This is a genomic window from Mesorhizobium sp. WSM4871 (genome assembly GCF_055811295.1).
The window spans coordinates 1-18,602 of sequence record NZ_JBVVPU010000017.1 but is presented as its reverse complement, the minus strand read 5'-3'; the positions used below and the strand labels follow the sequence as shown (position 1 = coordinate 18,602).

General features: G+C 61.9%; 16 protein-coding genes and 3 pseudogenes. 11 read left to right on the top strand and 8 right to left on the bottom strand.

Going from position 1 to position 18,602, the window contains the following annotated elements; translation table 11 throughout:
- Positions 1–133: 133 nt before the first annotated feature.
- The gene (gene panB, locus AC0L2H_RS28430; protein ID WP_019863268.1) at positions 134–979 is read right to left on the bottom strand and encodes a 3-methyl-2-oxobutanoate hydroxymethyltransferase; all 846 of its coding nucleotides are present in this window, start codon (positions 977–979) and stop codon (positions 134–136) included.
- 177 nt (positions 980–1,156) lie between these two features.
- Here panB and AC0L2H_RS28425 point away from each other — a divergent pair, with 177 nt between their 5' ends.
- The 4 genes from AC0L2H_RS28425 (at position 1,157) to nadC (ending at position 5,570) form a co-directional block, all read left to right on the top strand.
- Complete coding sequence (locus AC0L2H_RS28425) at positions 1,157–2,113, top strand: NUDIX hydrolase (protein WP_019863267.1); 957 nt, start codon at positions 1,157–1,159, stop codon at positions 2,111–2,113.
- Between the two features lie 64 nt (positions 2,114–2,177).
- Positions 2,178–3,152: a quinolinate synthase NadA gene (nadA, locus tag AC0L2H_RS28420; RefSeq protein ID WP_019863266.1), complete on the top strand. Its 975-nt coding sequence runs from the start codon at positions 2,178–2,180 to the stop codon at positions 3,150–3,152.
- Positions 3,149–4,687, top strand: a complete 1,539-nt coding sequence (locus AC0L2H_RS28415; protein ID WP_019863265.1) for an L-aspartate oxidase — start codon at positions 3,149–3,151, stop codon at positions 4,685–4,687. The genes nadA and AC0L2H_RS28415 overlap by 4 nt, the downstream gene beginning before the upstream one ends.
- A gap of 1 nt (position 4,688) precedes the next feature.
- A complete protein-coding gene (nadC, locus tag AC0L2H_RS28410; RefSeq protein ID WP_019863264.1) occupies positions 4,689–5,570 on the top strand; it encodes a carboxylating nicotinate-nucleotide diphosphorylase in 882 nt (293 codons plus the stop codon).
- Between the two features lie 118 nt (positions 5,571–5,688).
- Here nadC and AC0L2H_RS28405 read toward each other — a convergent pair whose 3' ends face one another.
- Positions 5,689–6,027, bottom strand: coding sequence for a hypothetical protein (locus AC0L2H_RS28405; protein WP_019863263.1), 339 nt, complete (start codon positions 6,025–6,027; stop codon positions 5,689–5,691).
- Positions 6,028–6,075: 48 nt separating this feature from the next.
- Between AC0L2H_RS28405 and bioB the strand changes: the two genes are divergently transcribed.
- Genes bioB through panD form a run of 6 tightly spaced genes read left to right on the top strand, consistent with a single transcriptional unit; the run spans position 6,076 to position 11,593 of the window.
- Positions 6,076–7,071, top strand: coding sequence for a biotin synthase BioB (bioB, locus tag AC0L2H_RS28400; RefSeq protein WP_032921514.1), 996 nt, complete (start codon positions 6,076–6,078; stop codon positions 7,069–7,071).
- Positions 7,068–8,207 (top strand): 8-amino-7-oxononanoate synthase, encoded by a 1,140-nt coding sequence (locus tag AC0L2H_RS28395; protein WP_019863261.1) that lies wholly within the window; start codon positions 7,068–7,070, stop codon positions 8,205–8,207. The genes bioB and AC0L2H_RS28395 overlap by 4 nt, the downstream gene beginning before the upstream one ends.
- Positions 8,204–8,839, top strand: a complete 636-nt coding sequence (gene bioD, locus AC0L2H_RS28390) for a dethiobiotin synthase (protein WP_019863259.1) — start codon at positions 8,204–8,206, stop codon at positions 8,837–8,839. The genes AC0L2H_RS28395 and bioD overlap by 4 nt, the downstream gene beginning before the upstream one ends.
- Positions 8,839–10,104: an adenosylmethionine--8-amino-7-oxononanoate transaminase gene (locus tag AC0L2H_RS28385; protein ID WP_019863258.1), complete on the top strand. Its 1,266-nt coding sequence runs from the start codon at positions 8,839–8,841 to the stop codon at positions 10,102–10,104. The genes bioD and AC0L2H_RS28385 overlap by 1 nt, the downstream gene beginning before the upstream one ends.
- On the top strand, positions 10,101–11,084 hold the full coding sequence (locus AC0L2H_RS28380) for a beta-ketoacyl-ACP synthase III (RefSeq protein ID WP_019863257.1): 984 nt from the start codon (positions 10,101–10,103) through the stop codon (positions 11,082–11,084). Before AC0L2H_RS28385 ends, AC0L2H_RS28380 begins: the two co-directional genes overlap by 4 nt.
- Positions 11,085–11,140: 56 nt before the next feature.
- The gene (gene panD, locus AC0L2H_RS28375) at positions 11,141–11,593 is read left to right on the top strand and encodes an aspartate 1-decarboxylase (RefSeq protein ID WP_019863256.1); all 453 of its coding nucleotides are present in this window, start codon (positions 11,141–11,143) and stop codon (positions 11,591–11,593) included.
- Positions 11,594–12,354: 761 nt separating this feature from the next.
- Here panD and AC0L2H_RS28370 read toward each other — a convergent pair.
- From AC0L2H_RS28370 to AC0L2H_RS28350, 5 genes and pseudogenes are all read right to left on the bottom strand, one after another.
- Entirely contained in the window at positions 12,355–12,945 is a 591-nt protein-coding gene (locus tag AC0L2H_RS28370; protein WP_027047768.1) for a NodA family N-acyltransferase, read from the bottom strand.
- Between the two features lie 482 nt (positions 12,946–13,427).
- A complete protein-coding gene (gene fabG / locus AC0L2H_RS28365) occupies positions 13,428–14,165 on the bottom strand; it encodes a 3-oxoacyl-[acyl-carrier-protein] reductase (protein WP_019863254.1) in 738 nt (245 codons plus the stop codon).
- Between the two features lie 320 nt (positions 14,166–14,485).
- Positions 14,486–15,694, bottom strand: a complete 1,209-nt coding sequence (locus tag AC0L2H_RS28360) for a beta-ketoacyl-[acyl-carrier-protein] synthase family protein (protein ID WP_019863253.1) — start codon at positions 15,692–15,694, stop codon at positions 14,486–14,488.
- A 1-nt stretch (position 15,695) separates the two neighbouring features.
- Entirely contained in the window at positions 15,696–15,977 is a 282-nt protein-coding gene (locus tag AC0L2H_RS28355; protein ID WP_019863252.1) for an acyl carrier protein, read from the bottom strand.
- A 118-nt stretch (positions 15,978–16,095) separates the two neighbouring features.
- Positions 16,096–16,212 (bottom strand): annotated as a pseudogene (locus tag AC0L2H_RS28350) (polysaccharide deacetylase family protein); the annotation flags it as partial.
- 1,433 nt (positions 16,213–17,645) lie between these two features.
- On the opposite strand from AC0L2H_RS28350, the pseudogene AC0L2H_RS28345 reads away from it, so the two are divergent.
- Positions 17,646–18,023 (top strand): annotated as a pseudogene (locus AC0L2H_RS28345) (acyl-homoserine-lactone synthase); the annotation flags it as partial.
- Positions 18,024–18,452: 429 nt separating this feature from the next.
- On the opposite strand, the pseudogene AC0L2H_RS28340 reads toward AC0L2H_RS28345, so the two are convergent.
- Positions 18,453–18,602, bottom strand: a pseudogene (locus tag AC0L2H_RS28340) (HlyD family type I secretion periplasmic adaptor subunit); the annotation flags it as partial.

The window sequence follows — 18,602 nt, the reverse complement described above, 5'->3', positions numbered from 1 at the left end:
CCCGGTCGGCGCGTTGAAGTGCGGCGCGCACCAGGCTGAGAGGGCCTTCATGCAAGGGCGCGACCTTCATGCCCAGCCTGCCATGCCGCCACGGATTTGCGCGACTCGGTGGCGGTCCGGACGACCCGTGTGCTCATGTCGCTTCTCCTCCTTTGATGGCTTTCGGTTCATCGCCGAAGACATGTTCGGCCGCCGGAAACCGGCGCTCCTTCACGTCGCACGCGTAGGCCTCGATCGCTGCCGAAGCGACCTCTCCCAGTTCGACATAGCGCTTGACGAATTTCGGCCGGAAGTCGCCGAACAGGCCCAGCATGTCGTCGACGACCAGGATCTGCCCGTCGCAGGCCGCGGAGGCGCCGATGCCGATCGTCGGGATTGGGATTTCCTCGGTGATGCGGCGGGCGAGCGGTTCGGGCACTTTTTCCAGTACGACGGAAAAGGCGCCAGCCTCGCTAACCGCAAGAGCATCGCGCCAAATGCGCTCGGCATCCTCGCCCCTGCCCTGCACGCGATATCCGCCAAACACGTTGACCGCCTGCGGCGTCAGGCCGACATGCGCCATGACCGGGATTCCGCGCGCTGTGAGGAAGCGGATCGTCTCGGCGGTCGTCGCGCCGCCCTCGAGCTTGACCGCAGCGCATCCGGTCTCCGCCATAAGGCGCGCGGAATTGCGGAAGGCCTGCTCTAGGCTTTCTTCGTACGAGCCGAACGGCATGTCGACGACCAGGAGCGCCCGCTCCATTCCCCGCCGAACCGCCTTGGCGTGCATGATCATCATATCGAGCGTGACACCGAGCGTGGAGGGAAGGCCGTGGAGAACCATGCCGACGCTGTCGCCGACAAGAACGATGTCGCAGTGGCCGTCAACCAACCTTGCGACCGGCGTGGTGTAGGCCGTCAGGCAGACCAGCGGCGTGCTGCCCTTTCGCGCACGGATGTTCGGCGGCGTGATCGCCTTGACGACACCAGCGGCGCTCAATCCACGTCTCTCCTCACCCAACGTCACCCCGGCCAGTGTCGCGTTTGGCATATTTTTGTCGAGGTGCGAAGAGGTAAAATCGCCAGAGCGCGTGGTGTTGACGCGACGGGTGGTATGATAAAGAACAGAACTAAATCGGTTTAGACAGGCGGAGCTCTGCCAAGTAGGTCAGGAACTATGGATCAGGCAAAGGGACCAAGGAAAGGCAGAGTCACAGGCAAGACCAACGACGTCAACGCGGACCTCATCGCAGTCGTCGTTGCCGTGAACGACGCAGGACCTTGTGTTCTGACCATCGAACAGGGGGACACCCTTCCCTCGGGCCCGTTTGAGCTCGCTCATCGTTCGCTCCAGTCGGGCCTCAGGGCATGGGTGGAACTGCAGACCGGTCAGCCTCTCGGTTATATCGAGCAGCTCTACACCTTCGCCGATCGCGATCGGATCGGCGCCAACGAACGCGTGATCTCGATTAGCTATCTCGCACTCACCCGCGAAGACGATGCGGGCGCCTCGGGCAGGCGCAGCTGGGCCAGCTGGTACGACTATTTCCCCTGGGAGGATCATCGCTCCGGCAGGCCTTCGATGCTGGAAGAACTGTGGCCGCGCCTTATCGAATGGGCGGACGGCGCGGACGACGGCGCGACGCGCTTCGATCGCCGCCGGCGAGCGGCGGTCGCCTTTGCCTTGGACGACCGGGCATGGAACGAAGAGCTCGCGCTGCAGCGCTATGAGCTGCTGTATGAGGCCGCCCTGGTAGAGGAAGCAAAACGCGGCGGAGATTCGGCCATCCTCGCTCCGGTGCCGGGCAGATCGATGAGCGCCGATCATCGCCGCATTCTGGCCACGGCTATTGCGCGGCTGCGCTCCAAGATCAAATACCGGCCTGTTGTGTTCGAACTGATGCCGCCGCTCTTCACGCTTTTACAGCTACAAAGAACCGTGGAGGCGCTCTCCGGCAGGCTCATCAACAAGCCGAACTTTCGCCGGCTCATAGAGCAGCAGGAGCTGGTTGAGAAGACCGGGGCGACGACCGCCGAGACCGGCGGCCGGCCGGCGCAGCTCTACCGCTTCCACCATGCTATTCTAGACGAGAGGCCTGTGGCCGGCACAAAATTGCCGCTCGCACGGGCTTGACACCACTTATAGTCACAACGATTATATAGGCCTTATAATCGCGTTGACTATAACTGGAGGCTCGATGAGCGCCGTCCTGCCTTCGAGCGCCTCACTATACGACCGCGTTCGGCGCGTTATCCCACCAATCGAGTGGCCACTCTTCGTCGAGGACATCGACGCTATCCTGAAACTGAAGCGACAGCGCAACGCGGTCATACTGGCGCATAATTATCAGACGCCGGAGATTTTTCACTGCGTGGCTGACATCGTCGGCGACAGCCTGGCGTTGGCCCGAAAGGCAATGACGGTCGATGCCGATATCATCGTTCTGGCTGGCGTGCATTTCATGGCGGAAACAGCCAAGCTGCTCAATTCCGACAAGACAGTGCTCATACCGGACCTCGAGGCCGGTTGCTCACTTGCCGACTCGATCACGGCCGAAGACGTACGCCTGATGCGGCAGCGCTATCCGTCCGTTCCGGTCGTCACCTACGTCAACACCTCCGCCGCGGTGAAAGCCGAGTCAGACATTTGCTGTACCTCAGGCAACGCGCTTGCAGTCGTAAAATCGCTTGGCGCGCCGCGTGTGATTATGCTGCCCGATGAATATCTGGCGAAGAACATCGCGGCGCAGACCAAGGTCGAGATCATTGCCTGGAAGGGGCGCTGCGAGGTGCATGAGCGCTTCACAGCGGCCGACATCCGCGAGCTGCGTGAGGCCCATCCCGGCATCAGTGTACTTGCCCATCCCGAATGTCCGCCCGAAGTGGTCGCGGAAGCCGATTTCGCCGGCTCGACAGCAGCGATGTCCGATTATGTCGCCCGGCATAAGCCGGCGCGTGTGATGCTGATGACGGAATGTTCCATGAGCGACAACGTCGCGGTCGAGCATCCGGACGTGGATTTCGTGCGCCCATGCAATCTGTGCCCGCACATGAAGCGGATCACGCTTCGTAATATCCGGACCGCGCTCGAGGAGAACCGCCACGTCGTCACGATCGACCCGCGTGTTGCTGACCGGGCCCGCTGGGCTGTCGAGCGCATGCTCTTCGTATGACGCAGGACATTGACATTGGCGGGGCGCCGGTCATTGTCGGCGCTGGCCTCGCCGGCCTTCTCACGGCGCTGCATCTGGCGCCACAACCGGTAGTTCTTCTCTCCAGAACTCCGCTCGGGACCGAAGCCTCCAGCACGCTCGCCCAGGGCGGGCTCGCAGCCAGCCTCGGCGAGGACGATAACTCGGAACTCCACCTCGCCGATACGCTTGCTGCCGGGGACGGACACTGCGACGAACAAATGGCCAGGCGGGTGATTGAGGCCGCACCTCAAGCCGTCGAGAACCTCATTCGTCTTGGTGCTCCCTTCGACCGCTCGCTAGACGGGAGGCTGCGGCTCGGCCTGGAAGCGGCGCATTCACGTCGCCGGATCGTCCACGCCGCCGGCGACGCAACCGGCCGCGAGTTGTTTCGGGTGCTGCTCGGCGTGGCGCGGCGAACCCGTTCGATCACGATCATGGAAGGCATGACAGCGCTTCGCCTGGTTGTCGCCCAGGGCAGCATTGTGGGCTTGCTGGCTGTTCTGCACGGCGGCGTGTTCGCATTGCCCTCGCGCCGTGTGGTGCTGGCCACCGGTGGTATAGGTGGTCTCTTTTGCGACACAACAAACCCGCTCTCCTCATTCGGCCACGGTCTTGCGCTTGCGGCCTGTGCTGGAGCGGAGCTCGCCGATCTCGAATTTGTGCAGTTCCACCCGACCGCGTTCGATGGTCCGCGCCGGCCAATGCCGCTTGTCAGCGAAGCGGTGCGCGGCGAAGGCGCGGTGCTGATCGATGAGCACGGCCATCGCTTCCTGGCAGACACGCCCGGGGCAGAACTCGCGTCGCGCGATGTGGTCGCGAGGGCGATCTCCGATCAGCTCGCCGCCGGGCATCGTGTGTATCTCGATGCACGACAATGCCTCGGGCCGAAATTCGCAAAACGCTTTCCAGCAATCGACGCTGTTTGCAAGCAGGCCGGTATCGATCCCGCCCTGGAGCCAATCCCCGTGCGTCCGGCGGCACATTATCACATGGGCGGAGTGGCCGTTGACGCCGAGGGGCGGAGCTCCGTGACTGGCTTATGGGCGTGCGGCGAGGTCGCCCGTACCGGATTGCATGGCGCCAACAGGCTGGCCAGCAACTCGCTCTCCGAAGCGGTCGCAACATCGGCTTGGGTGGCGGCAAGCGTCGCTGGCACTTGCGCGGGGTGGCAATGGCCCAGGCTTCCCGAGATAGTGCCCGCGCGACCGAACCCGTCATCTATACGCCAGGTCGCTTCCGATGCACTCGGGATAGTCCGCAACGGCAAGAGGCTGCGCGAAACAATCACGACACTGCTGCCATTGGCCGTTGGCGAGACGGCCGCGGCCGATCCGGCCCTGGTGGCATTGTTGATGGCGATCTCAGCCCTTCGGCGCGAGGAGAGCCGGGGTTCGCATTACCGATCCGATTTCCCCGGGCGCGATGCTGCCGCCTGCCCCTCACGACTGACGCTCTGCACAGCTTTTGAGAATGCCGTCACGCTCAGATGGCAAGCATCCGAACGGAGCCGTTGATATGACTTCACTTGCACCACTTCCCCAGATCATCATGGAGCCGATCGTACGAAATGCCCTTCTGGAAGATTTAGGCAGAGCCGGCGACATCACGAGCGATGCAATCATCCCCGCCGATTGCAAAGCCACGCTTTCGCTGAACGCGCGCCAAGCGGGCGTTGTTGCCGGGCTCGACTTGGTGATGTTTGCCTTCCTGCTGGTCGATCCCGGGATCAGTATCCAGCTGCGGTGTCCTGAGGGCGGCAAGATTTCGACCGGCCAGACCATCGCGATCGTAAACGGGCCGGCGCGCAGCCTGCTGACGGCCGAACGGACGGCGCTCAATTTCTTGTGCAAGCTGAGCGGCATCGCAACGGCAACGGCTACGCTCGTAAACGCGGTGCGCGGCCATAACGCAAAGATCGTGTGCACACGCAAAACGACGCCCGGCCTGCGTGTCCTGGAAAAATATGCGGTACGAGCGGGCGGCGGGGCCAATCACCGCTTCGCGCTCGACGACGCCGTGCTGATCAAGGACAACCACATCGCCATTGCCGGCGATATCCGCACCGCAATCGAGCGGGCGCGTAGCGCCATAGGTCACATGGTCAAGATCGAGGTCGAGGTGGACAGGCTGGATCAGTTGGAGATAGCGCTTGCAGCGGGCGTCGACGCCGTGCTCCTCGACAACATGTCAGTCGAGGACCTTGCGCAGGCAGTGGCTATGGTCGGGGGCCGTGCGATCACGGAGGCTTCAGGCCGGGTAACGCGGGCGAGCGCCGCGGCAATTGCGGCGACCGGCGTCGACCTCATATCGGTCGGCTGGCTTACCCACAGCGCGCCCATTCTCGACATCGGTCTCGACATGCCGGCCGACCGAAATTGCAACAGACATCTGAACTGAGGGAGAGGACATGAACCGGGATCGCAGGAACTCCTTTGGTCGCAGGCTAACTTGCGTCAGCACGTCCCCGGTTCCACCAACAGCCGATGCAAGCCTGCACGGTGCCAAGCGACACGCTTCAACGACGGAGGCGGGATCGACGGACCAGCAAGGTACAGAAGGACGCGTTGAAGCCCTTGGCGTCATCATCTGCCGACTCGACGAGATGCGCCAGTTGGCGGCCTCTCATGGGCTGGAACTTCTCGGTTATCTGCTGGACGTCGCGTTCACCGAATCCTGCGACGCGATCAGAAAGGAGCATTCCTGTGCTCAGAGCCAAACAATGGAAACTGTAATCCCCGCGGATGACGTGAGTTGAGCCTGCGGGCAGCAGTTGGAGAGTCCGCTCGAGCGCGCCACCAATCGCATTTCGATAGAAGACTTCCCGCTGGGCATGCGCCTTGTCTTCAGCATCCACTGCAACGCTCCCGGTCAAGGACGGAAGATTATGGAGAACAAGACCGTTATGAACGAACTCAGCCCAGACCTGACCTCGGATCCAATCGGATGGGCGCTTCCCCCCTGGACGCGAGCGGAAGCTCAGGCGGTCTACGACCTGCCCTTCAACGACCTGCTTTTTCGGGCTCAGACGGTCCACCGCGAGAATTTCGATCCCAATAAGGTCCAGCTCAGCCGCCTTCTCAGCATCAAGACAGGCGGCTGCCCGGAGGATTGCGGTTATTGCAGCCAGTCGGCGCATCACGAAAGCGGGTTGAAGACGTCGAAGCTGATGGAGGTCCGGCGCGTCATCGCCGAGGCGACCAAGGCGCGCGATGCCGGCGCCACCCGCTATTGCATGGGCGCTGCCTGGCGAAACCCCAAGCCGCGCGACATGGATGCCGTGGTGGCGATGGTCGAGGGCGTCAAGGCGCTCGGCATGGAGACCTGCATGACGCTGGGCATGCTCGATCTCGAGCAGGCCGCTCGCCTGAAAGAGGCCGGTCTCGACTACTATAACCACAACATCGACACCTCCGAGCGCTACTACTCAGAGATCATCTCGACCCGCACGTTTTCCGAGCGTCTCGATACGCTCGCCAATGTCCGCGACAGCGGCATCAAGGTCTGTTGCGGCGGCATTGTCGGCATGGGTGAAGAGCCGCTGGACCGGATCGACATGCTGGTGACGCTGGCCAATCTGCCGGAGCATCCCGAAAGCGTTCCGATCAACATGCTGATCCCGATCGAGGGCACTCCGCTGGCCGAGGCTAAACCCATCGAGCCGATTGAATTCGTGCGCGTGATCGCGCTGGCCCGCATCATGATGCCGAAATCGCACGTCCGCCTTTCCGCCGGCCGCACCGCTATGACCGACGAGATGCAGGCGCTGTGCTTCCTTGCCGGCGCCAACTCGATCTTCGTCGGCGACACGCTGCTAACGGCGGACAATCCGGGCGAAGGCAAGGATACTCTTTTATTGCAGCGTCTTGGCATCGAGCCGATGGAAATCGGCACGCAATGAACGAGGCACCGCTTGCCCGGTATGAGGCATCCTTGCGCGGACTGGCGCGCAAGGACCGGCTGCGGACGCTTGCGCCGCGCGCCGGCCTCGACTTCTCGTCGAACGACTATCTCGGACTTGCCGCCTCCAAAAGACTTGGCGAAGCGGTTGCGGCGGCGATTGCCCGGGGAACACCGGTCGGCGCCACAGGGTCGCGGCTGTTGCGCGGCAACGCGCCGGAACATGAGCAGCTGGAGGCGGACGCGGCGGCGTTTTTCGGGGCCGATCGCGCGCTGTTCTTCGGCAGCGGCTACATCGCCAACTTCGCTCTCCTGACCGCACTGCCGCAGAAGGGCGACCTTTTGGTCCTCGACGAACTCGCCCATGCCAGCATGCATGAGGGCGCACAGGCTGGGCGCGCTGAGTTCGGGCTGGCCGCGCACAACAACGTCGACGCTGTCGAGGATGCGATCACCCGCTGGCGCGCTGAAGGCGGCGTGGGGCGCGTCTGGATCGCGGTCGAAAGCCTTTACAGCATGGATGGCGACCGCGCGCCGATCGAGAGCCTCGTCGCGCTTGCCGATCGGCACGAGGCATTCATCGTCGTCGACGAGGCGCATGCCACCGGCGTCTGGGGACCGGACGGCCGCGGACTGGCCGCCGCTTTCGAGGGCCGCGACAACATCATCGCGCTCCACACATGCGGCAAGGCGCTCGGCGCGTCGGGCGCGCTCGTCACCGGACCGCGAACGCTGTGCGACTATCTCGTCAACCGGTGCCGGCCATTCATCTACGCCACCGCGCCGTCGCCGCTGATGGCAGTGGCGGTACGCGAAGCGCTTGCCATGCTGTCTGATGAGCCCATGCGCCGCGTTCAACTGCACGAACGCGTTGCCTCCGCCGGCCGGCAATTGGCCGAGCGCTGCGGCGTGGCACCCAGCGGCTCGCAGATTCAGCCCTTTGCCATCGGCGACAACAGACGCACCATGGCGGTGGCGGCGGCGCTCCAGGCGCGCGGTTTCGACATTCGCGGCATTCGTCCGCCGACGGTCCCCGAGGGCACGTCGCGCCTGCGCATTTCCCTGACGCTCAACGTCGACGAAGCCGACATTTCCGCCATGGTCGAGGCGCTCGTCGAGGTGTTGGCCCCGGCATGACCAAACGCATCGTCGTCACCGGAACAGACACCGGAATCGGCAAGACAGTGTTCTCGGCCGGGCTCGCCGGCCTGCTCGACGGCTTTTACTGGAAGCCCGTGCAATCGGGCCTCGACGAGGAGACTGACAGCGAGGTCGTTGCCCGGCTTTCCGGTCTACCGGCCGGGCGCGTCCTGCCGGAAGTTTACCGTCTGAGGATGCCGCTGTCACCGCATCGTTCGGCCGAAATCGACGGCGTCTCGATCGAGGCGGCTGACCTCTCGGTTCCCGCCGTGCCGGGACCGCTGATCATCGAGGGCGCGGGTGGGGTGATGGTGCCGCTCAACCGGCGGACAAGGTTCATCGATATATTCGCGCAATGGCAGCTGCCGGTCATCCTTTGCGCCCGCACCGCGCTCGGCACCATCAACCATACCCTGCTGTCGATCGAGGCTCTGCGGGCCCGCTCCATCCCGCTCATCGGCATAGCCTTCATCGGCGAAGAGGTGGCTGAGACACAAAGTACAATCGTGGAATTCGGCGGCATGCCGCAGCTTGGCAGGCTGCCGCACCTCAATCCGCTGACGGGTGAAACGCTGAGAGATGCGATGGTTGCCGGTTTCGACCCTACCCTGATTGCCGGAGGCGACTGATGTCGCAGTCTAGAGTCTGGCATCCGTTCACCCAGCACGCCCTTGAGCCCGCGATCCCCGAGATCGTGCGGACGGAAGGCGCCTATCTCCACAAGGCCGACGGCACGCGCATCCTGGACGCGATTTCATCCTGGTGGGTCGTCACCCATGGCCATCGCCATCCCCGCATCATGAAGGCCATCGAGGCGACCGCGTCGAGCCTCGACCAGATCATCTTTGCGGGCTTCACTCACGAGCCGGCCGAACGGCTCGCCGAGGCGCTTGTCGGCCTCGCTCCCGCCGGCCTCGACCGGGTGTTCTATTCCGACAGCGGCTCGACCTCCGTCGAGGTCGCGCTGAAGATGGCGCTCGGCTATTTCCGCAACATCGGTGCACCGCGTTCGCGCATCGTCGTCATGGAGCACAGCTACCACGGCGACACCATCGGCACGATGAGCGTCGGCGCCCGTGGCGTGTTCAACGCCGCCTACGAGCCTTTGCTGTTCGAGGTCGACACCATCCCCTTCCCGGCCGTCGGCCGCGAGCAGGACACGCTGGATCGGTTCGAGGCGGTGAGCCGCGACCGGCGCGCCGCCGCGCTGATCGTAGAGCCGCTGGTGCTTGGCGCAGGCGGCATGCTGATGTATCCGGCCTCGGTTGTCACCGAATTGAAGAAGATCACTGAGGCCTCCGGCACGCTGCTGATCGCCGACGAGGTGATGACCGGCTGGGGGCGCACCGGAACCATATTCGCCTGCGAGCAGGCGAACATCTCTCCAGATATCCTGTGCACCTCGAAAGGCTTGACCGGTGGTGCCATCCCGCTGGCCGTCACGCTCGCCACCGACCCCATCTTCCAGGCCCATTATTCCGAGGATCGGCAGAAGACCTTTTTCCACTCGAGCTCCTACACCGCCAATCCGATTGCCTGCGCGGCGGCACTCGCCAATGTCGAGATCTGGCGTGACGAGCCGGTGACTGAGCGCATCGCGGCCCTGAGCGCGAGACAGGCCGCCGGACTTCGGCGCTTTGGCGACAGTCCCTACTTCGCCGACAGCCGGGCGACCGGCACGATCGCGGCCCTCGACCTGCGCGCCGGATCTGCCGGCTACCTGGCCGAGATCGGGCCGAAGCTGCGCGCGTTCTTCCTCGAGCGCGGTCTGCTCGTGCGCCCACTCGGTAATGTCCTCTATCTTCTGCCACCCTATTGCATCACCGGCGAGGAACTGGACGGGCTCTATGACGCCATCGAGGAGGCCGGCGAACGTTTCGGTTCGAGATCATGAGCAGGTCGTCGTGCGTTCTCGGATTTGGTCATCATGCGCCCTCGCGCAAGGTGGAGAATCCGGAAATCGAAAATCGTCTCAGGCTCGAGCCCGGCTGGATCGAGCGACGCACCGGGATACGGTCGCGCTTCTGGGCAAACGACGAAGACACGCTGTCGGGCCTTGCCGCGCATGCAGGCGACATGGCGCTGGCGAACGCCGGCATCGACCGCAGCGACATCGGCTTGCTGTTGCTCGCCACCTCGACGCCCGATCACCTCCTTCCACCAAGCGCGCCGCTGGTTGGACATAGACTGGGACTGGGCCGTGCCGGTGCGATCGACTTGACCGGCGCCTGCGCCGGCTTCATCTATGCACTGATGTTCGCCGACGGCTTCACCCGCCTGCATGGCAAGGCGAGCCTTGTCATTGCCGCCAACATCCTCAGCCGTCGCATCAATCCGGCCGAGCGTGCCAGCGCCGTGCTGTTTGCTGATGCCGCCGGCGCCGTGGTGATTGGTCCATGCGATGACCCGGATCGGGGCATTCTCGGCGCTTCGGTGGATTCGGACGGCTCGCGCTACGGGCTGATCCAGATTCCCGCCGGCGGAAGCAACACTCCGTTCCATGGCGACCTCGACCTCGAGCAGACCCGGATGACGATCACCGACGGCCGCGAAGTATTTGCCAAGGCCGTGGACATGATGACTGCCTGCTCGCAGGAAGCGCTCACTGCTGCCCGCATGCAGCCACAGAACATCGATCGGTTTGTGCCGCACCAGGCCAATGCCCGCATTTTCGATGCCGTCGGGAGAAACCTCGGCATCGCGGATGACGCGATCGTCAAGACGATCGCCGAGTATGGCAACTCTTCCGCCGGGACGATCCCGCTGTCGCTCTCTCTGGCCCATCAGGCGGAGCCGTTCCAACAGGGCGAGAAAATCCTTCTGGCAGCGGCAGGTGCGGGTCTCAGCGGAGGCGCTCTCGTCTTCGGGATTTAGCCGCGCGAACCAGTTACCAAGATTCACCTTGTATGATGATGAGGACAACAGAACCAATGCGAAAAATAGTGGCCGGCAAGCTGCACGGCATCCACGTCACCGAAGCGAACCTCAACTACCATGGTTCGATAACGCTCGACCCCGACCACTGCGAGGCAGCCGGGATCCTGCCGATGGAATTCGTGGAGATATGGAATAAGAATTCCGGAGCGCGGATCTCGACCTATGTCATCCTCGGCGAGCGCGGTTCACGGTGCTGCATCCTCAACGGAGCGGCGGCTCGCACCTGTCAGCCCGACGACCAGATCATTGTCTGCAACTCCATCTACCTGGACGAAGCGCATATCACCTCGCTGAAGCCGCGGATCGTCACGTTTGACCAGGATAACCACATACTCGACCGCCTGAGCTACTCAGTCGATGTCGACACAGACGGCCGTTACAGTTTCTCCATTCTTGACGAGGCGAATGAGCCTTTGGTCATTCCTGCCCTGGTCTCCGGGGCGTGAGCCGCGCTCGATAGATGTGCGAGCCTCTTCGCCCCGTTGCAACTTGCTGGGCACTGAAGAGCGTCTAAGACTCGAGCTTCGAAACCCCCATGCCCACTGCGCCTTCGGTACGGCGGGCCTTCGTGCCCGCGAACAGCGGTTTGCATGTCTGAGTGTCCGAATCAAAACGCACCATTGAAGCGGGCCTTCGGCAAAGTGTATCCCGCCGGCGCCAAGCCCTCACCAGCCATCCAACGCCCAATCCGGTCACATATCAGCGCCGGTCGATCGGTGGCTTGGCAGCAAGGCCGAGCCTGGTTCGTTGGGCATCGGCGAAATTTTCGGCGGGAGACTGCGTCTTGAACCGAAGAACTGTCAGTTTGCCGTCCTGGACAGTATGAACGATCCATCCCCCACCGCAACGCTTGACGCGCACGTCATTAGGTTCGCCAGCCACCATTGCTGCCCCTATTTCGTTGCCTTGGGTGAGACTGGAAGTCGTTCCCGCGTATCTGAAAACACGGGGCCTTACGCAACGTCAAGCACTGTTTTTGGGATAGCCGACGCCTTGTCGATTTCAGGGGACGGCGATTCAGGTCCGGCACGTCCGTGCGCGCGGAAATCGCGCTCGGATCGATTTAGATGCGCAGACTATGCATGTTATTTCAGCCTTAATTACCCACAGCTAACGTGAATGGGAACGCCTATGCAATCCGAGTAGCTCTGCAAAAACCCCGCCGCTCTGGTGCCCTCGGCGCGATCACCCAGCACTTCAAGATGTTTCATAGCTCTGGGCCGTTCCGAACGATCAGGGTGCCGGACGGCCACTCGCTCATCGAGCGTTCAATCGGCACAACCACGACGAGCACGTCCTCGACGCATGTGGGGGGTAGGTCGAGGTATACATCTGCGAGAGTGGACCGCACGCGAACGCCCGACACAATCGCCGCCAGGCCGTCTCTGCAGAACCTCTCAAAATGATTCCGCATCGCGTGCCGAACGGTGCCGAAAGCGAATGGAACCCCAAGCTGCCGCAACACTGGATACACAACGCGCATTGAATGACTGATCCCTTGTCCCTCAAGATCCGGACGCACCCCGTACAAGCCCAGGTCGGCCACTAGGAGTTCGACCTCGTCAACCTTGATGAAGCGGCGTAGTATGCCGATATGAGCCGCTACGCCATGCGCATCGTAGCTGATTGCGCGGAGTTCTGGCCTCGCACCGGCCCAGCTACGGCCGCCTTCGAATGGTTTTGCGTTGAAGGCCCCAGTCGGTCCATAGGTCTTCAGGAAGAATTCGGAGAGTTCGACATGTTCGGCCTGTTGTAACTCATTTTCCCAGCACAACCTCCACTGCACGTCAGAGCACATGAAAGACCTCATCTTTGTTGCTGTTTGATTGAGGTAAGCCCTACCTTAAGGACGCTGTCGTATCATGCCGGCTCGATGTAGCTTGCGCAGATCATTGAAGAAACTAGCCGCAATGAACATGCGACTTCGTTGTGTTCGGAGCACACCGGGAGGCGATGCACCAGAAATTGCTGCTCGGAGCCAATACAAACATCCATAAGTACCTTTTGGCTTAGATCCTTGATCTTGCTATGCCGTTCTGCAGAATTGGCAAAATCGTTTGTTTCGATGAATGCATCCACGCTATGAATAGGAAAAGCCAGGCGCTCAAAGAGCTTGATCTAAACCTCCGCCCAAGGCGGCCTTTATGACGAGGCTTCGACCCGGCCAGTTGCCCGACCGAGCCGCTCGTCAGTTGCGTTGCTAGACCAACCGACTGCTATCTGGGCGGGAACCTTCATCCACCGTTGATACGCCTCGTCGGGCGCACTGAACGTTTTAGGCTAAATCATTGCCATGCCGCCGTTCACATGAATGGTCTGGCCGGTGATGTAGGCGGCCTCGTTCGAGGCCAGGTAGACGACAGCCGCGGCGACTTCCGCGCCGGTGCCCATGCGCCTGGCCGGAATGGCGGCCATAATCTCTTCTTTCTGCTTGTCCTTCAGCTTGTCGGTCATGGCCGATTCGATAAAGCCTGGCGCCACGCAGTTCACAGTCATGCCGCGAGTCGCGATCTCCTGCGCCAGCGATTTCGACATGCCGATCATGCCAGCCTTTGAGGCGCAATAGTTCGCCTGGCCGGGATTGCCGGTTACGCCGGACACGGAGGTGATGTTGATGATGCGGCCGTTGCGGCGGCGCATCATCGAATGGGTCAGTTCGCGGGTGAGCCGGACCACGGCGGTCAGGTTGACCTCGAGTACCGCGTCCCAATCCGCGTCCGACATGCGGATAAAAAGCCCGTCCTTGGTGATGCCGGCATTGTTGACCAGTATGTCGACGCCTTCGAGTTCGGCTTCCGCCTTTGCGCCCAGCGCCTTCACCTCGTCGCGGTTTGAGAGGTTCGCCGGAAACAGTCTTGTCCTCCCGCCAAGCTCGGCAGCCAACGCCTCGAGCTTTTCGACACGGGTGCCGTGCAGGCCGACGTTTGCGCCCTGCGCGTGCAGCGCCCGCGCCACGGCCTCGCCGATTCCACCGCTTGCTCCGGTGATGAGCGCGTTGCGGCCAGTCAGATCGAACATTGTTATCGATTCCCTCTCTAAGGACCGGCTTCGCACGGAGGCGGTCACCGGCGGCCCTGCGCCTTCCAGACATTATCGGGTATAGCTTTGGACAGACCCTCTAGCCGAACCCGAAGGGCCTCGCTTAACCTTCCGGGCAGCGGCAGGTCCCCGCCGCCTCAACAGTTGAGAATTTTAACAAAAACGGGGCCTCGCTCGTCAGCTTCCGCTGTCACTTGGCGCATTCACCGAGGCGGTCCAAGGGCACGTCCTTCACAATCGTGATCCGGCAGGCATTTTGACACGAAAGATATTGTTGCTGGAGGCATCTCGCATGGCTTCTACACCTGCTTGAACGCCAGAACTGCGTTCATGCCGCCCATGGCAAAGGCGTTGCTCAGTGCCACGCGCACCTTGCGCTCGCGCGCCACATTGGGCGTGACGTCGAGATCGCAATCGGGGTCTGGCTCGCGATAATTGGCGGTCGGCGGCACGACGCCCTCCTGGATCGCCATCACGGAGGCGATCATTTCAAGTGCGCTCGCTGCGCCGAGGCAATGCGCGTGCATGGACTTGGTGGACGAGACAGACATCGAATAGGCATAGTGTCCGAAGACGCGCTTGATCGCCGCTGTCTCGGTCTGATCGTTGGCCTTAGTGCCGGTGCCGTGGGCGTTGAGGTAGTCCACGTCCTCGGTATTCAGTCCGGCGTCGGCAAGGCAAGCGCGCATCGCGGCCTCCGGCCCCTCGATAGACGGCGCGACGATGTGGAAGGCATCGCCGGAAAGGCCGATGCCTGCGATCTCGGCAAGCATCGTGGCACCGCGTGCCGCGGCATGCTCATAGCTTTCTAGCACGGCCATGCCCGCACCCTCGCCTAGCACCACTCCCTTCCTATCGGCGGAGAAAGGCCGGCACGTATCCGGAGCGAGCGCGCGCATTGCTTCCCATGCCTTCAGCTGAACCCATACGAGTGGCGCTTCGGCACCTCCGGCAAGCATCACGTCGGCCCGGCCGAGCCTGATCTGATCAGCCGCCGACGCAATCGCATGGTTGCCCGATGCGCATGCGGAGGCGATGCCAAAGACCGGGCCGCGCAGGCCGAGGCTCATGCTGACCTGGCTGGCAGCGGCGCTCGGCAACCCCTTTGGTGCACTGTAAATGCCAGCACGCTTCGCGCCGCCCAAAAGGAGGGCGCGGTAGGTTTCTTCGACCGTTCCCCAGCCCCAGCCGCAGACGCCCACTGTCGCGCCGAAGCGATACGGATTTCCCTCATCGCAGGAAAGTCCGGCGTGTTGCATGGCTTCGCGCGCTGCAAGCACAGCGAGCAAGCTGAGGCGGTCCATCGAGACGAGCTGGTTGCGGCCGATGTCGTGGTTGGGCAGCTCCTTGATCTCGGTACCGACAGTGCCCTTCAGCTCATGAATCTCGGAAGTTACCATCGGGCGGATGGCGGAGCGGCCTTCGCGCATCTCTTTCCAGATAGAGGCGGCGTCGTTGCCTAGGCCGCAAAGCCCGCCCATCCCAGTAATGACGACTCGCCTGTCCAAGTCAGACCTCCTTCGCGAGCAAAACGCGGACGGCTTCCACCATGTCGCCGACACTCTTGAGATTCGACCAGGCGTCGGCCGAGTTCATGTCGATCTTGATGCCGTAGGCTTGCTCCACATCCCAGAGGAGATCCGCCAGACCCAGCGAATCGACTCCGAGTGAGGTCAGTTCCGTGGCAGTCGTTATTTCGCCGATGATGGACACACTCTTTCCCTCGCCGCTCTCCGATTCGACTCGGTTCTTGATCATGGCAATGATTTCCGTTGCGAGTTGATCAGCCATTCTGTTCCTTTCCATAGTAATGCCTTTTGACGTGGGCGCGGCGCCATGCCTCTGCCAGTCACGTCGCGAAAATCGTCCCTGACCAGGCTTGTGCCACTCGCCAACACCAATCGCATTATAGAGACCGGATGAGTTCCGGTTGGTCTGCGGCGTAGGCATCGATGACGAAGAACGTTGCCGGCACCCGATTTTGCGCCAGCAGCATCTCGAATGTGCAAAGTGGACCGTCGTCAAAAATCTCGGCTTTCGGAAGAAGTCGGAGAGTTCGAAATGGTCGGCCAGCTGCAACTCATTTCCCAGCACAACTTCCATCGCACGTCTGAGCTCATGGAAAGATTTTCTCCTTTCGGGCTCTTCTTTCGCAGTCGTCACACGAAGGGTAGCGGGTGATCGGTGTGTGTGAGGTGCTGTCGTCAATGCGACATTCCGGAAGATTGATAAAATTATTTGTTTCGATAAGACGCATCCACGCTGTGGATAGGGATACGTTTCAATGACGCAGCAAGCCTCTGGTTGCAGGAGCCATCCCGCATGGCCACTCCGCGCAACAGCTCGGCACGTCTCGGTCGCTGCTAGATGCTCAGCGCCTCACACTCGCTCTCCGGTTCAACGAAGCGCGCGGGCGGATCGCGCAAAGCACAAAGGTCACCGATCCGCGGGGCGGGTTCATCCTGTGGGTCGGGCTTCGGAAACATCGATTCGCTCGAACTCTTTCAGGCCTGCAGCGCCGGAATATCTGATCGCCCAAGGAAGACGTTCAGCGCCACGAACCGCTTTCGCTACAGCATTCCTCTTGGGCTGGGCGTGGGGCTATGGCTATGTCCAAGCCATCGCCAGTCGGCTGAGGGTGCCGGATATCAAACACCGCCGTCGACAGGCGATCGCTGCCGCGACCCGTATGGTTGGCGCTCCACAAGATGACCTGAATCGAGCGGCCGCGTCACGACACGCGCACTAAGCTGCCTCCTCGCGCGCGACGGTCGTGCTGGCCGCACACCCGGGAGCCACAATAAGTTTGTCGCGCCCCTTACAATAATTCATCAAGGCGTCTACCTCGGCAATCACGAGATCGGGCGTGATGTCGAACTTGCAGCGGACTTTGACTGGACAGCGCCGCACTTTGTCGAGACCACATTCGCGACATTCAACAACGCTCATAAGCATGCTGACCAGGGGACCACGAAACCCCCAAACCTCCGGTAGATGTGACGCGGTGAAAATGCCGACAGTAGGCCGGCCAAGCTGGCGCCTCCCGTCTTATCCGTTGAACGATTAAGCGGCAAACGTGACTGGCAATTTTGCAGTGTCGCGGCTGCGAGTGAAAGAGCAGCTCCGGCGTCCGGCCCCGGTCAGTCGGGAAAACCTTGCCGACCAGCGAGGGCAATGATGGGCGGAAACATGGGCTGTCTCCGCTAATTCAGCTGCGTGAAAGAGAGGTCGGCGTTCGAAATCGTTGACCTTCTGCAACTCATTCCCAGAACAATTTCCAGCGCACGTCTGAGCTCATTCAAAGATTTTCCCTTTCGGGTCCTTTTTCAAGCGACAAAGGCAACGGGTTCTCGGTGCGTGTCCGGGCTCTTGTCAATGCGAGATCCCGGAAGGTTGATCAAATAGTTTGTTTCGATGAGCGCATCCATACCATGGATAGTCGATGCGGACCGCGCCCAGCCCGCGAGTCCTGACATATGGGAAAGCAGCCGTTTCGGGCTCGATTTGCCCCCATCAACGCCCAAGGCGGCAGGCGGCCTTGCCCAAGCAACCTACGAGCTCTTCGCCGGCATGATCGAATTCGGCTTGGCCAACAATCTCACCCGGATCGTGACGGTGACCGATACGCGTATGGATCGGATCCTTCGCCTCGCAACGTGGCCATTGTCGCGCATCGGAAAGCCTCAGCCCGTCGGCAAAACGCAGGCGGTTGCCGGGTTTCTCGAGATCTCTCACGCCAGCCTGTTGCGCATCCGCTGGAGGGGACGTCTGAATGGGCCGGTACTGTGGCAACCGATTCGCGGCCTGCCGCACGGCCCATGCGGAGCTAAGACGTGAGCACCTTTGTTGGATCGCTGACGAACGAGGCCACCGCTGCAGAAGGATTTGGTGCGTGGATCCAGGGCTCGGAAGAGGGTTTGCTTCTTGTCGCCAAAACGAGTCATTGCGTCCGGCCCGGAGAAGCAAGCCACGGCGAGACGAAGGAGTGCGCTGGGCTGCATATCGCACCTGGGCCGAGTATTCTCCGTCTCCTCCCGCCGGCTTGCATGCTGTTAACGCAGGTGAGGACGCCGGCCATGAGTCCGCAGCTTTGACTCGACGGCCAATGATCGGCTCGTTAAACTGAAAGTGACCAATGGGCGGGAGCGTACGCCCGTTTCACATCACCAGCAATGACCTGAGGTCGCCGAGAACTCGGATAACTGGACGGCATCCCGATTCAACGTTTGGCAAAATAGAGAGTTCAGCGGCGAAAATGCCTATTTTCTATTCCTCGCGGAATGCGCGACTGATTTGGTCGGCCAGCGGCTTCACAAGATAGGAAAGCGCCGTACGCTCGCCCGTCTGGACCATCGCTTCGGCCGGCATGCCGGGCACGAGCGTCAGGTCCTTGAGTTTCGTCAGTTCCGCATGCGG

What these genes read in the sequence shown, in the direction of transcription:
- AC0L2H_RS28425 (WP_019863267.1), top strand. Translation starts at nt 1,157, where the DNA reads ATGGATCAGGCAAAGGGACCAAGGAAAGGCAGAGTCACAGGCAAGACC.
- nadA (WP_019863266.1), top strand. Translation starts at nt 2,178, where the DNA reads ATGAGCGCCGTCCTGCCTTCGAGCGCCTCACTATACGACCGCGTTCGG.
- AC0L2H_RS28415 (WP_019863265.1), top strand. Translation starts at nt 3,149, where the DNA reads ATGACGCAGGACATTGACATTGGCGGGGCGCCGGTCATTGTCGGCGCT.
- nadC (WP_019863264.1), top strand. Translation starts at nt 4,689, where the DNA reads ATGACTTCACTTGCACCACTTCCCCAGATCATCATGGAGCCGATCGTA.
- bioB (WP_032921514.1), top strand. Translation starts at nt 6,076, where the DNA reads ATGAACGAACTCAGCCCAGACCTGACCTCGGATCCAATCGGATGGGCG.
- AC0L2H_RS28395 (WP_019863261.1), top strand. Translation starts at nt 7,068, where the DNA reads ATGAACGAGGCACCGCTTGCCCGGTATGAGGCATCCTTGCGCGGACTG.
- bioD (WP_019863259.1), top strand. Translation starts at nt 8,204, where the DNA reads ATGACCAAACGCATCGTCGTCACCGGAACAGACACCGGAATCGGCAAG.
- AC0L2H_RS28385 (WP_019863258.1), top strand. Translation starts at nt 8,839, where the DNA reads ATGTCGCAGTCTAGAGTCTGGCATCCGTTCACCCAGCACGCCCTTGAG.
- AC0L2H_RS28380 (WP_019863257.1), top strand. Translation starts at nt 10,101, where the DNA reads ATGAGCAGGTCGTCGTGCGTTCTCGGATTTGGTCATCATGCGCCCTCG.
- panD (WP_019863256.1), top strand. Translation starts at nt 11,141, where the DNA reads ATGCGAAAAATAGTGGCCGGCAAGCTGCACGGCATCCACGTCACCGAA.
- AC0L2H_RS28370 (WP_027047768.1), bottom strand. Translation starts at nt 12,945, where the DNA reads ATGTGCTCTGACGTGCAGTGGAGGTTGTGCTGGGAAAATGAGTTACAA.
- fabG (WP_019863254.1), bottom strand. Translation starts at nt 14,165, where the DNA reads ATGTTCGATCTGACTGGCCGCAACGCGCTCATCACCGGAGCAAGCGGT.
- AC0L2H_RS28355 (WP_019863252.1), bottom strand. Translation starts at nt 15,977, where the DNA reads ATGGCTGATCAACTCGCAACGGAAATCATTGCCATGATCAAGAACCGA.